Origin of the sequence: Haliscomenobacter sp., from assembly GCF_033763495.1 — a bacterium.
Taxonomy (GTDB): domain Bacteria; phylum Bacteroidota; class Bacteroidia; order Chitinophagales; family Saprospiraceae; genus Haliscomenobacter.
Map to the genome: position 1 here is coordinate 1 of NZ_JANRKL010000232.1, position 12,898 is coordinate 12,898.

At 46.5% G+C, this 12,898-nt stretch carries 11 protein-coding genes; 8 read left to right on the forward strand and 3 right to left on the reverse strand.

Annotation, left to right across the window (positions count from 1 at the left end; genetic code table 11):
* Positions 1–2,385 (reverse strand): glycoside hydrolase family 3 N-terminal domain-containing protein (locus SFV55_RS27405; protein WP_320032782.1); only part of this gene is annotated, 2,385 nt, incomplete at its 3' end.
* 231 nt (positions 2,386–2,616) lie between these two features.
* Between SFV55_RS27405 and SFV55_RS27410 the strand changes: the two genes are divergently transcribed.
* The 8 genes from SFV55_RS27410 (at position 2,617) to SFV55_RS27445 (ending at position 9,380) form a co-directional block, all read left to right on the forward strand.
* Complete coding sequence (locus SFV55_RS27410) at positions 2,617–3,084, forward strand: hypothetical protein (protein WP_320032783.1); 468 nt, start codon at positions 2,617–2,619, stop codon at positions 3,082–3,084.
* On the forward strand, positions 3,081–3,611 hold the full coding sequence (locus SFV55_RS27415) for a helix-turn-helix transcriptional regulator (protein WP_320032784.1): 531 nt from the start codon (positions 3,081–3,083) through the stop codon (positions 3,609–3,611). The genes SFV55_RS27410 and SFV55_RS27415 overlap by 4 nt, the downstream gene beginning before the upstream one ends.
* 34 nt (positions 3,612–3,645) lie before the next feature.
* Positions 3,646–3,939, forward strand: coding sequence for a hypothetical protein (locus tag SFV55_RS27420; protein WP_320032785.1), 294 nt, complete (start codon positions 3,646–3,648; stop codon positions 3,937–3,939).
* 11 nt (positions 3,940–3,950) lie between these two features.
* Entirely contained in the window at positions 3,951–4,307 is a 357-nt protein-coding gene (locus SFV55_RS27425) for a hypothetical protein (protein ID WP_320032786.1), read from the forward strand.
* 257 nt (positions 4,308–4,564) lie between these two features.
* Complete coding sequence (locus SFV55_RS27430; RefSeq protein ID WP_320032787.1) at positions 4,565–6,721, forward strand: TonB-dependent receptor; 2,157 nt, start codon at positions 4,565–4,567, stop codon at positions 6,719–6,721.
* A 54-nt stretch (positions 6,722–6,775) separates the two neighbouring features.
* Positions 6,776–7,423, forward strand: coding sequence for a hypothetical protein (locus SFV55_RS27435; RefSeq protein ID WP_320032788.1), 648 nt, complete (start codon positions 6,776–6,778; stop codon positions 7,421–7,423).
* Positions 7,424–7,572: 149 nt separating this feature from the next.
* Entirely contained in the window at positions 7,573–8,598 is a 1,026-nt protein-coding gene (locus tag SFV55_RS27440; RefSeq protein ID WP_320032789.1) for a sensor histidine kinase, read from the forward strand.
* The gene (locus tag SFV55_RS27445) at positions 8,595–9,380 is read left to right on the forward strand and encodes a LytTR family DNA-binding domain-containing protein (protein WP_320032790.1); all 786 of its coding nucleotides are present in this window, start codon (positions 8,595–8,597) and stop codon (positions 9,378–9,380) included. The genes SFV55_RS27440 and SFV55_RS27445 overlap by 4 nt, the downstream gene beginning before the upstream one ends.
* 90 nt (positions 9,381–9,470) lie before the next feature.
* Here the strand turns inward: SFV55_RS27445 and SFV55_RS27450 are convergent, their stop codons facing one another.
* Together SFV55_RS27450 and SFV55_RS27455 are read right to left on the reverse strand one after the other, a co-directional pair.
* Positions 9,471–11,276, reverse strand: a complete 1,806-nt coding sequence (locus SFV55_RS27450) for a serine hydrolase (RefSeq protein WP_320032791.1) — start codon at positions 11,274–11,276, stop codon at positions 9,471–9,473.
* 178 nt (positions 11,277–11,454) lie between these two features.
* Complete coding sequence (locus tag SFV55_RS27455; RefSeq protein WP_320032792.1) at positions 11,455–12,771, reverse strand: hypothetical protein; 1,317 nt, start codon at positions 12,769–12,771, stop codon at positions 11,455–11,457.
* Positions 12,772–12,898 lie beyond the last annotated feature (127 nt).

Genomic DNA, 12,898 nt, shown 5'->3' on the forward strand with positions numbered 1-12,898 from the left:
GGCCGTGAGAATTTTTCGATCCAGTTTCTTTTTGCCTCCAAATAGGCGTTGGAAGAAATTCAGGCGCAGTTGTGCTGCATATTTGTCCCGGTAGGCCTGGCTATTTTTGACCGTTTGCACCGAATCAATGTCGGAGGTCCAAAAAGGAATAAAGGCACGGAGCCCCGCCCGGTGGGTCAACATATTGCGGAAGGTCAAGTTGGCCTTGTTGGAGTTGGCAAATTCGGGGTAATAATCTGCAAAAGTTTTGTCCAGGTCAAATTTGCCAGCGCTCATCAGTTCCATAACTGCCAAGGCGGAGGTACTGATTTTGGTGACGGAGGCCAGGTCGTAAAGGTCATTGAGCTGTACGGCCCCATTGCTGGCCCCTTTGCCATTGGAGAGGATGGAACCCATATTGTTGTTGAGCACCACCTTTTCGTCCATCACATCGTTTTTGTTGCTGGCCTGGAAACTGATGCCCTGGGTGATGGTACTGCGGGCTTTGGTGGCGTCTTCGTAAGTATGGAAGCCGTAATTTTTTTGGTAAATGACCCGGCCCTCTTTGGCAATTTGGACCACTGCGCCGGGATAAGCCTTTTCACGAAGCCCCAGGTTAATAATCGAATCAACACGGCCAATCAGTTCCTTGCTGCTGATCCCAACCATTTCCGGGATGCCGTAAGACAAACGGCCAATGGACTGAGTGGCAAGGCCCATGGCCAGGGGGAATTTTTCGTTGACCGTCACAGGCAATTTACCCTTGATTGGGATGGCTCCAAACACAGCCTGTGCCGCCGCTTCTTCCAGGTAATTGGTGAACTGATAGGCCATGATCACCGCTTTGGCGTTGTCCAAAGCCGGGATTTTATCCAAAGTATAAGGATTGCCAAAAAGTACCACAATACCCTTGCCGCTCCCGCACAAAACGTTCAAGGCTTTGAGATTGCTTTCGGTAATGCCGTATTTTGCCCCCGGGCGAATGTTTTGCAGGTGCACCCCAATCACCAGGACATCGTGGTTTTGGGTCGCTTTTTGCACGTTCAAAATGCTGGTATCATTCGCATTGATGGGAATCAAAAAATGGTCAACATTGGTGTAATTGCTGGCCATTTTTTGGAAAGCCGTGGTTTGGTTGGCATCGATGGAAACCACTGCAATTTTTTGGGTCAAATCGCGAATGGGTAGGGCCTCGTTTTGATTTTTGATCAAAGTCAGGGCTGCCTCGGCCATTTGCCGGTTCAACAGATCCGATTCGATGGTATTCAGGTCCTGAATCAGGTTTTTGAGTTGGATGGGTTGGTATTTGTCGAGCCCCACCCAGGATTTGGCCATCAGGATGCGGCGCACCCGTTTGTTTAAGTCTGCTTCTTTCAACAAACCATCAGCAATGGCTTTTTTGATGGCTTTAAAGGCATTGGGCACATCTTCAAAAGTTTCGATCAATTCATTGCCTGCCAATACCGCTTTGACCAGCGCCTCCCCATTGGGGTAATACTTCACCGCGCCCTGCATGTCCATGGCATCGGTGAATACCAGACCCTGGAAGCCGAGGTCTTTGCGCAGCAAGTCCGTTACGATGCGGGAGGAGAGGGTAGAGGCCAGGTTTTTGGTGGAATCTAGCGCTGGAATACTCAAGTGGGCGGTCATGACGCCGGAAAGGCCGTTGTTGATCAACTCCCGGTAAGGGTAAAGCTCCAACTCCTGCAATTGTTGTTTGTTTTTGCTGATCAGGGGCAAGTCGTAGTGGGAGTCCACTCCGGTATCGCCGTGGCCAGGGAAGTGTTTGGCGCTGGCCAAAATGCGTTGGCTTTGCATGCCGCGCATATAGGCGAGGGCCTTGCGGGTGACGTTGTATTTGTCCTCGCCGAAGGAGCGGAAATTGATGACCGGGTTGTTAGGGTTGTTGTTGATGTCCACTACTGGCGCGTAGTTGACGTGGACACCCATCCGTTTGCACTGGCGACCAATTTCGCGACCCATAGCTTCGACGAGTCCTTCGTTGTACTCCATTGCGCCCAAGGTCATTTGGTAAGGAAAACGCACGGTGCTATCCAGTCGCATGGCCAGGCCCCATTCCAGGTCTTCGCCGATGAGCAGGGGGATTTTTGAAATGGCTTGGAGCTCGTTGGTAATGCGGGCTTGTACGCTGGGTTGCCCGGCAAAAAATACGATGCCGCCCAGGTGGTATTCTTTGACCCAATTCATCAACTTTTGAGGGTCATACCCCCGACCGCTGGTATTGCCACGGGGCATGAACAATTGACCGATTTTTTGGTCTAAAGTCATGGTTTGTAAGGTGCTATCCACCCAGCGGGCATTGTGGACGCTCAAGAATTCGGGCGCTTTTTGGGCGAAAAGTACGCTGGCCAGCAACAGGTAGCCAATGCTCAGGATCATGCGCATGATGGAAGAATGGTTTGGTTGTTGAAATGGTGGGGTGGTTGTAAGTTTGTTTGACTATTTGCTGGCGGATAAGATGATTTTGACAAAGTTAGCGTTTGTTGGCTATTTTTCTAATTCTGGCGTTTTTCAATGATGGCTAAAATAATACCGTCGTCTAAATCTTCATGCTTAGCTCTGGAAAATGCAGTATTTATCAAAATAATTGCTTAAATTTGTCAATACTTTTAGGCAATGAAACTGATCAATCCTATAACCCAAGAATCTCATGAGGCACAGATTTTACCACTGGATGCTGATGACTATGAAGCTATAGCAAACAGCGGTCAGTTTGATTTTGATTGGACCAAAGAAAAAATATATCAGATTTATAAACTTACCCTGAACGATGAAGAAGAAATCCTTGGTTTAATGTCCCTAATTGATGTCCCATATGAACTGCGAATTCACCTTAACCTGATTGAATCCGCTAAAAAACATCAAGGAAGGGAAAAAAAACTAGAAGGCATTCCCGGGTGCCTCATCGCTTTTGCCACCCGAATCGCCTTCAACCAAGGCTACAATGGATTTGTTTCATTAACACCCAAAACCAGATTGATCGACTACTACGTCCAGCAATATGGATTCTCCCAGTACGGCCGTAACCTGGCGATAGACGGGGAAGCGTCAATGAATTTGATCAAAAAATACTTATTGTCATGAGCTACGAACATCACTATCAAGAAATGCGTAAAACCCTGACCGATCAGGAGATTGCCGAGTCCACCCTTATCTCTGCCGACCTCACTGAAGCAGAAAAAAAGGAAAACGACGAAGCGCTGCGCAAAATCCGTTTTGAACGGCTAGCTCAAATGACGAGTGAGCAGAAAATATATGCAGATTTATTGCAACTTCGCTTTCAATTGGAGGATTATCTGATGGACTCGCCTTTTGATCCCGGAAAAAACTTCGCCCATTATTTGTCGCGTTACGTCCATATTTTTCACAAAACCAGCAAACAATTTGCTGAAGACCTGGGCATTCATGTAAGTCGACTCAGCAGGTTGCTGAATGGCAAGGAGATGCCCAACGTGGAACTGATGTATCGTTTGGAAAGCCATTCTGGTGAGTTGATTCCAGCATTGCTTTGGTGGAAGTTGCTGGTGAAAAAGCAGGAGTTTGACATCACCAACAACAATGAACAACGCAAGGTGGAAAAAGGGAAAGTTAAAAATGCCTTTTCTTATTGACCCACCATTTACACCTAATACCAAACAAATAGCCATGTCCAGACGGATCAAATGCCCCGAATGCCAGACCTGGAATGAAGATCGGGACTATTGCAGCAACTGCAACGAGGTGCTCAGCCACGAATTAAAAATGGAGCAAGCGCGCGAAAAACTGCGCGAGGAAGAACAGCAGCGCCCATTGACTCAATTTAACAATTACCTGAAGCGACTGAGGGAATCGGACGCACCAATTGACAAGGTTAAATTTACTATCCTGAACTCCGCCTGGTGGATTTTTTTGATTGGAGTTACTGCTTTGATTGCCTTGGTAGCACTTGCTCCGGGATAATCAGGGCGGGTATGTTGCGGCCTTATCCCTTTTTGAGTTTTTTGCTGGCTTTCTATGTTGTGCACCTGGTTTTGAAATTTGGCCAGGTGCCGGTGCCCCCGTTTTTTAGCCATTATTTTGCCGATTTGTTGTGTATGCCATTATTGCTTTCCTGTGCAGCGTTGATTATGCGTTGGCTCAGGGCAGAGGAAGGCTTGTACCTGAGTGGGGCGATGGTTTTGGTTGCGACTTTATATGTGAGTTTGGTTTTTGAATGCGTACTTCCCCTGTTTTTTCAACGTTATACAGCTGATGTTTGCGATGTGGTGATGTATGGAGTAGGAGGGGGGCTGTTTTTTGTTTTTCAGAAACGGTGGTTGCCAAAATGATATGCCGGATTGTAGAGACGCACGGCCGTGCGTCTCTGTCGCATTGCCTCGGTTTTTAAAGACGCTCCGCCGTGCGTCTCTACGGTGCGTTGCTCCGATCTCGTCCTGCGCTCAAATGATGGTTTTTAATTGTACTTCACTCCCAAGTTCCCACAGCTCAGCATTCTCCTTCTACACTTCAGTTCACTATTTTTTCAAGAGACCAACTCACCCCGCACCTTTGTAGCGTTCAACCCAAGCTCGTTGAACCTACTGCCATGAAAAAGGGATTACTCAGTGTTGTATTTGGTCTATTTTGTTTGTTGGCACATGCTCAAAGCATTACCATCAAGGGCTCCGTTAAAAGCAGCACGGGAGAAAGCATTATCGGTGCCAACATTGTCCTACTGGGCACTTACGATGGCGCTTCTTCCGATCTCGACGGCCAATTCAGCTTCAGCACCGAGGAAAAAGGGAAACGGGTATTACAAATCACCTACATTGGTTTTGATACCCTCAGTATGCCACTGGACTTGAATGGCCAAAATCTGGAGTTCAACCTCAAGCTCAAAGAAACTGTCAACGAACTCAATGCGGTAACCATCGTAGCAGGCGTATTTGAAGCCAGCGATACCAAAAAAAGTGTCGTCCTCAAATCGGTCGATATCGCCCTGACCGCGGGTGCAGTAGCCGACATCACTGGGGCGATGTTGACCCTGCCGGGCACTGTGCGCAACCAGGAAAGTGGGCAACTCTTGGTACGGGGCGGCTCAGCTTACGAAACCCGCACCCTGATCGACGGCCTGTACGTGCAAAACGCCTACAACAGTACGACTGGAAACCTGCCTGCCCGCAATCGTTTTTCACCCTTTATGTTCAAGGGCATGATGTTCAGTTCTGGCGGCTATTCGGCGGAATACGGCCAGGCTTTGTCTTCGGCTCTGATTTTGAACAGCAGCGATGTAGCAACGCAAAACACCACCGGGATTCAACTGCTCTCGGTGGGCGGCGGCCTGTCCCAACAAAAAAGCTGGGGCAAAAGCTCTTTGAGCGCTAGCGGCACCTACAGTAACCTCAGCCCTTATTTTAAACTGATCAAACAGAATTTTGAATGGAAACAGGCACCCGAATCGGGTAATGTCGAACTCAATTTTAAAACCAAAACCAGTTCAACGGGTATCTTCAAATTTTACGCTACCGGCCTGAGCAATGGATTCAACATGAATGTGGCCGTGGATGGTGACGAGAAGCAAAAAATGCCTCTCAAATTGAGCGGCGAAAACCTGTACCTCAATACCTCCTATCGCGATGTGGTATTTAAAGATTGGGCCCTCTTTGTTGGCAGTGCCTATACCTGGAATCGCGATAAAATCCGCCAGAACTTCGAGCTCAATACCCTGCAACAATCGGCGCAAACCCGTTTCACTTTGACCAAATCCTATAGCGAAGCGGTTAAACTCAAATTTGGCGCCGAACACATCTGGAGCGTTTTTGATGAAAATTATACCTCAGGCGAAACCTTCAAAACCCTACACAAGGACAATTACCTGGCAACTTTTGCCGAAGCCGACCTCAAATTCAGCGGAAAATGGCTGGCCAGAGTAGGCGTTCGGGCTGAACATTCCAGCCTGCTGGGGCGTGGGAATGTGGCACCACGTTTGTCCACTGCTTACATTTTGGGCAAGGGGGAACAGCTAGCCTTTTCTTTCGGACAGTTTTACCAAACCCCAGAGCACGCTCAAATGCGCCGCAGCACCGCGGTAGGATTTGAACAGGCCGACCACTACATTTTAACTTATCAAAAGCAGGTGGAAGGCTATGTGTTTCGGGTGGAAGGCTACTACAAAAACTACCACAAGCTGCTCAAAACAACTGCGGAACTGCCTCAAAACACGGGTTATGGCTATGCCCGGGGCATCGACCTGTTTTGGCGTGATTCCAAAAGCATCAAAAACGGCGATTATTATGTGTCGTACAGCTTTTTGGATACGGAGCGCAATTACCGGGACTTCCCGGTACAGGCTATGCCCTATTTTGCTGCCAAGCACAATTTTGCTGTGGTGTACAAACATTGGATCCATGAGCTGAACACCATGTTGAGTACTACTTACGCCTTCCAATCGGGGCGACCTTACAATGACCCGAATAGTTCGGTCTTCAACGGCAGTCGTACACCAATATTTCAGGACTTGAGCGTGACTTTGTCTTACATCACCAACTTCAAGGACAATTTCACCGTGATTTACCTGGCTGCCAACAATGTTCCTGGTTTTCGGCAGGTATCTGGCTATCGATTTCCTAGCAGCCCCAATGCTGAAGGTTATTTCCAGGGCAGCCCAATTTTACCTCCGGCTAAACGCTTCATTTTCCTCGGATTAATCATGACGATAGGAGAGAAATTCGTGAAAAATCAGGGGAACAATGATGATATCTGAATACACTTGATTGTGTACATAAAATGTTTCAAAACAAAAAAAAGGAATTGAATTATGAAAAATCTTGCAGTTTTTATCTTTGCTTTTTGCTGGTTTGCCTTGAATGCACACGGCCAAAATGAAAAATTCCAAATGGCCATGGGCAAGGCATTTGCCCAGATGTCGGCAGCCAAAGGGCCTGAAGATTTGAAAAACACTGCCAATACCTTTTCCCGCATTGCCAATGCCGAAGCAGGCGAGTGGTTGCCCCAATACTACGCAGCACTTACCCACCTATGGGCTGGGTACCGCATCATGGAAAGCAACATGGCCGAAGCACAGGCTTTGGCTAAAACTGCGCTGAGTGAAATCCAGGCTGGCCAAAAAATCGCTCCAAGCGAGTCAGAATTGGTTGCTTTGGAAGCCTTTGCCTATCAGCTCCAACTATTAGAAGATCCCATGACCAAAGGAGCCGAAATGAGTGGGAAAATTTTTGCTACTCTAGGGAAAGCCGAATCTTTAAACCCTGCCAACCCCAGAGTTTATTATCTTCGGGGCAACTTCACCCTCAATATGCCCGAGTTTTTTGGTGGTGGTGCTGCCAAGGCTTCGCCCGATTTACAAAAAGCAGTAGCCGCCTATGACGCCTTTAAACCAGCTTCTCCATTTCATCCGACCTGGGGTGCGGAAGAGGCTGGGGAGCTGGCGGAGAAGGTGAAATAGAAAATTGGTTTAGAAGGTTGAGAGGGTTGAGGAAGGTTGAGGCTACCGCAAGAATGTGTTTGAGTGTGATGTGTGCGTGTGAAGTGTGCATGTCGCTGCGGTAGCCTCAACCTTCCTCAACCTTCCTCAACTTTCCTCAACTTTAACAAGTGAAATACCTCAAAGAATTCATCCTTGTCTTTCTCATCCTTGGCGGCCTCCTTGCTGGCCTGGATTTGTTTTTTGACGATGAAAAAAACCTGTGGAGTTTTTTAAGGCAATGGATTATGAATGGAACAGGAAGTGTGTTGATGTGGAGTGGAAATTCCTATTTGGCCGATGTTCTGAGCATTCATTTCCCCTGGACTAAAAACTCCATAACCCGCTTGATTGTCACCGTATTGGCTACCCTCATTTATACATTTCTGGCCTGGCTTATCTTGGTGTGGCTATCCAGTGTGCTTTATCCATGGGTGCTCACTTGGAATGGGCTCAAACGAGAGATTGCCCATGGATCCTTTTTTGTTACGCTGATCATCACCGTCCTGGTCTCTGCTTTTATGCACGGTCGAGGTTTTTTGCTGGCCTGGAAAGAAACGCTGATCGAGGCGGAACAGTTGAAAAAGGAACAAATGGCAGCCCGTTACGAAACCCTCAAGAACCAGGTCAATCCCCATTTTTTATTCAACAACTTCAATGTGCTGGCTACTTTGGTGCACAAAGATGCTGACTTGGCCGAACGTTTCATCAAACAATTGGCCAATGTGTACCGCTACGTACTCGACAGCCGAGAAAAGGAAGTAGTCTCTCTGGAAGAAGAGCTGAAACAGCTGGAAGCCTACGTGTTTTTGATGAAAATTCGCTTTGGAGAGAGTTTGAAGATTGAGATTGATCCGGCATTGAGCCAATTGGAAGGTAAAAATCTGGCACCACTGACTTTACAAATGCTGGTTGAAAACGCCTTGAAACACAATGAAGCTTCCAAATCCAATCCATTATCGATTGAAGTCCACTTAGAAAATGATGACTATGTAGTGGTACAGAACAAATTACAAGCCAAGCTGAACGTGGGCGAATCCACGGGTGTTGGCTTGGAGAACATCAGTGCGCGCTACAAGTTTTTGAGTGATCACCCAGTAATTACCACGAAGGAAGCTGGTTTTTTCACCGTTAAAATCCCCTTGGTCCCCGCATGAGAGTAGTGATTGTTGAAGACGAAGAACTGGCCGTGGAAGGATTGATCCAGGCTTTACAACGCATTGAAAAAGAGGTGGAGGTACTGGCCATTTTGGATTCGGTGCGGGAAGCGGTACGTTGGTTCAGCGAAAATGCCCGACCCGATTTGGCTTTTTTCGATATCCAATTGGCGGATGGACTGAGTTTTTCCATTTTTGAGCAGTGCTCAATTACCTGTCCGATTATTTTTACCACTGCTTATGATGAGTATGCCCTTCGTGCATTTAAAGTCAACAGCATTGATTATTTGTTGAAACCTTTTGAAGTGGCCGATCTGCAAAAAGCCCTGGAAAAATGGCGTTTGTTGAAGACTGATTCACCATCGGTTGTGTCAGTTCCCGATGCTGAACTGATGCGTCTCCTAATGCAACAAATGAGCAGCCAAATCCAACAACCGAGCTACAAAACCCGCTTCATGGTCAAAATCGGCGACCACCTGCATAGCATTAACAGTGCTGAAATCGACTACTTGTACAGCGAAAATAAAATAGTTTGGTTGCGCCACCAAAATGGTCGTAAATATTTGATTGACTATACTTTGGAGCAATTGGAAGACCTGCTCAATCCGGTAGATTTTCACCGCATCAACCGCAAGTACATCATCTCGATTGGGGCCATTAAATCGGTGGCCTCGTATACCAATAGCCGCTTAAAAGTATTGCTGAAAGAGCCACCAGACAAGGAGGATGTGTTGATTAGTCGGGAAAAAGTGGAGGCGTTTAAAGGGTGGTTGGGAAGGTGAGGAGAGACTTTGAATTTTTAACCACAAAGGGACCAAGACACAAAGATGGAAAGTGCTTAGAGTCTTAGTGCCTTCGTGGCTAAAAAAAAACTACTTCCGCTTCGCCGTAAACTTCCCATTCGGCTGATCAAAAGTCGCACTGACAACTTTACCATTTTCCTCCGCAAAAACAAGTTGGTACCCCTTGAGTACTTTTAGGTCAAATTTGAGGGGTGTAATTGGCACCAGTTCGTAATCGGGTTGCCCCGGAACATTAACAAATAAAACATCGCCCTTCAGAAAGCATTTTATCGAAGTACCCATCAAATCATATTCCCCCACAAATTTTTGCAGGTCATCCTGGGTCGCCTTTAAGGCCTCATTGAACCTTTCGAAACGGATGGGTTTTACTCCTGCCTGCAACTCAATCTCCAATGCTTCTACGTCACCCCGCAAATTGCTCAATACAGCGAAATTGATGGTTTGATCATTCGCTTTGTCCAATTGTGCAGAAAATACATCGTAATGGTAGTGGCTGATTCCAAGCTCAAGTTCATTGAATTTTCCAGTCAAAGTGTCTCCACTCGCCTTGATTTCAAAAATGCCGTAAGCTTCATTTTTGTATTTACCGATGTAATCTGCCATGGGATGGCTGGGTTTGGTATCTTTTTTGCGGCTATCTTGGACCTTTTGGGCGGCTTCTTCACCTACTTTAAGGGCCTTTTTGAGCGCAGTCAGCTGTTTGTCGCTCCAATCTACCATCGGTAAACCTAAGAGCTTGTCGGCAACATAATTGCGTACTACTCCTGGCAGCCCCGTTCCATTCATGTTGGTCAACACAATAATGCCCAAAGAATCCCGGGGATAAAGTGCTACGTTGGCTGAAAAACCGTCGATGTTCCCTCCGTGTTCATGGCGAAGGTGCCCCCGGTAATCGGTAATGAACCAACCCAAACCATATAAATTGTGAAAAGTGTAATAACTGGAATCTAACTCGGTAGAAACAATGCTGCGCGGTTTAAACAGTTCTTTATGCAGCTCCGGTGACAATAAGGTTTGCCCTTCATACTTGCCTTTGCGGAGCAACATGGTCACCCATTTGGCCATTTCATTTGGGCTGGAATTGATTGAACCTGCTGGGCCGATGGCGTCGATGTTCCGGAAATCCAGTTTTTTAACCCCTCCCAAAGGTTTGTCTTTCCAACCATAGGGGAAGGCATAGTCAGCACTTTTTTGCATGTCTTTCACCGAAAAATTACTTTCCTTCATGCCCAAGGGGGCCAATATTTTGGCTTTGGTGTAAGCCTCCCAGGGTTGACCTGATAATTTTTCGATGAGGTAGCCGGCAGTCAAGAACATAAAATTGTTGTACTGCCACTGCTGCCGAAAGCTCACATTGGGTTCAAACAATCGGATGGCTTGATACAACTCTTCCCGGTTGCGAGTTGAACCATACCATACCAAATCATGGCGGGGTAGGCCCGAAACATGGCTGAGCATATCAATGGGCGTCAACTTTTCACCTGCGTATTCGTCTTGAAGTTTAAAATCGGGAAGGTAGGTCTTAAGTGGGCTGCCTAAATTCAATTTGCCCTCTTGCGCCAACTGACATACACCAAAGGAAGTAAAAGCCTTGGTGCAAGAGCCGATTGCAAATTGCGTGTTGGCAGAAACTGGCGTTTTTTTCTCCACATCTTTATAGCCAAACCCCTTGGCGTAAATGACTTGACCATTGCGTACTACCGCCAGTCCAACTCCTGGTACCTGCCAGTCATTGCGGGCCTTTTCGATGTACGTTTCAATGTCTTTGAAGGGATCTGCGGCGACGGCTGCTTTGGCCTTTTTTTGTGCGAATAACGCAGAAGGTGTAAAGACCAAATTGCACAAAAGGAGAAGAATAAAGCTTAGGATTTTCATGCCATACATTTTTGGTTAGGCTAAATAAGCAAGTAAATGCTTGTTTAACAAATATAATCCCAAAAAGGCATCGTAGGAAAAAATAAGCAGAGGAGGGGAGTAAAAATTGAAGATCAGAGAGAAGAGGAGGCGATTTTCGGAATCCTGCCTTGGCATAGGCAGGATTCCGAAGTCTTTTTTACTGCTGATAGTAAGATTTTTCGTTCTTTCCGCCGCCCTGAATCACATCCAGGCGACGCTTGAACTCTTTGGAAGCTTCCAATTCGTTTTTCTTCGCATGAATTTCTTTCAAAGCGATCAAGGTGTTGGTATCGTTGGGGTCCAGTGATTCTGCGCGTTTGAAGAAAGGCAGTGCCTTTTCAAACTGAGCGAACACTTCGTCCTTCATTTCTTTGTATTTTTTCAAACCTTCTTTGGAATAATCGTTTTCCAAAGTGTTCATTTTTTGGGTGGTTACCGCTGCTTTGTTGTAGTACAAGGCCCCAACGCTGTAAACGGCATCAACGTTTTTAGGATCTTTCGCCAAAGCCTGGTTGTAATAGTCCAGGGCTGCGTTGAAGTATTCCTCTCCTTTTGCTTTATCGCCAGCAGCATCCATTTTTTGGTACAGGTTGTCATAAACACTGCCCAAAACGGTATACAAAGAAACGTTGTTTGGTTCTTTGGCAATAGCTGCTTTCAGCTTGTCGATCAGCACATCTAATTTACCCAATTTCAGGTGGTGGTTGATGTCGGCGAAAAGCAAGCTAATTTCTTCAGGGTAGCGCTGACGGCCTTCTTCGAGGTATTTGTAAGCTGCATTGACATCATCTTTAGCGTTGATGGTATACAAACTTTCGTAGATGGCAGCTTTGTCGTATTTGGCCGCATACAATTTCTCCAATAGAGGCTTGGCTACGTCATTTTTCTCTGCCAACAATGCAGCGGTAGCAGCCAGGAAAACGGCGTAGTTGTAAGATTCTTCGGTGTCCAAGATGCTTTTGGTAGCATTCTTTTTCAGGTCTTCGTGAGAAGCCAGCAGGTTGTTGAAGTTGTCATAAGCCAGTTGGTACTTCTGATCTTCAAACGCCATGCGACCGAAGTTGTCCAAATTGCCCTGTGCGGCTTGCAGGCCAGCGAGGATGTCTTTGGTCTCAAACTTTTTGGTCACCAAGGGTAAGGCCTTGGTGTAAGCAGTGTAAGCTTCAATTGCTGGAGCTTCTGCCTGTGGCAGTTCTTCCAGTTTACCCAAGCCTGTAGATTTAATCTGGAGCACTTGGGAAGCAATTTCATTGTAAATTTTGCCTTTGGTTACCCAGGCATCCAAAATGGCCTGGTTTTCGGCAACACCCATAGCTTTGTCGATGGCTTCTTTGGCTTCTTTCAGTTTGGGCTTGTTGTTAAAAGCATCCAGCGTGAAAGTATTGTAAGCTTTTTTTGCATCTTTATAGTCCTGTGCATTTACCGTTGATAGAACCAGTAGGAATGACAGAGCCAGGAAAAACTGTTTTTTCATGTTAAAGATGATTTTGATTGAATAAAGTCACTGTTATGACGCAAATGTCCCTCGATGGAACGATAGATTGAGCTAATGTAGGGAAATTTAACAAAAACTTAAGGGTATTCAAGGTTTAGGGTTCCAA

Coding starts and splice junctions, on each gene's coding strand:
- SFV55_RS27410 (WP_320032783.1), top strand. CDS start 2,617: ATGAAACTGATCAATCCTATAACCCAAGAATCTCATGAGGCACAGATT.
- SFV55_RS27415 (WP_320032784.1), top strand. CDS start 3,081: ATGAGCTACGAACATCACTATCAAGAAATGCGTAAAACCCTGACCGAT.
- SFV55_RS27420 (WP_320032785.1), top strand. CDS start 3,646: ATGTCCAGACGGATCAAATGCCCCGAATGCCAGACCTGGAATGAAGAT.
- SFV55_RS27425 (WP_320032786.1), top strand. CDS start 3,951: ATGTTGCGGCCTTATCCCTTTTTGAGTTTTTTGCTGGCTTTCTATGTT.
- SFV55_RS27430 (WP_320032787.1), top strand. CDS start 4,565: ATGAAAAAGGGATTACTCAGTGTTGTATTTGGTCTATTTTGTTTGTTG.
- SFV55_RS27435 (WP_320032788.1), top strand. CDS start 6,776: ATGAAAAATCTTGCAGTTTTTATCTTTGCTTTTTGCTGGTTTGCCTTG.
- SFV55_RS27445 (WP_320032790.1), top strand. CDS start 8,595: ATGAGAGTAGTGATTGTTGAAGACGAAGAACTGGCCGTGGAAGGATTG.
- SFV55_RS27450 (WP_320032791.1), bottom strand. CDS start 11,276: ATGAAAATCCTAAGCTTTATTCTTCTCCTTTTGTGCAATTTGGTCTTT.
- SFV55_RS27455 (WP_320032792.1), bottom strand. CDS start 12,771: ATGAAAAAACAGTTTTTCCTGGCTCTGTCATTCCTACTGGTTCTATCA.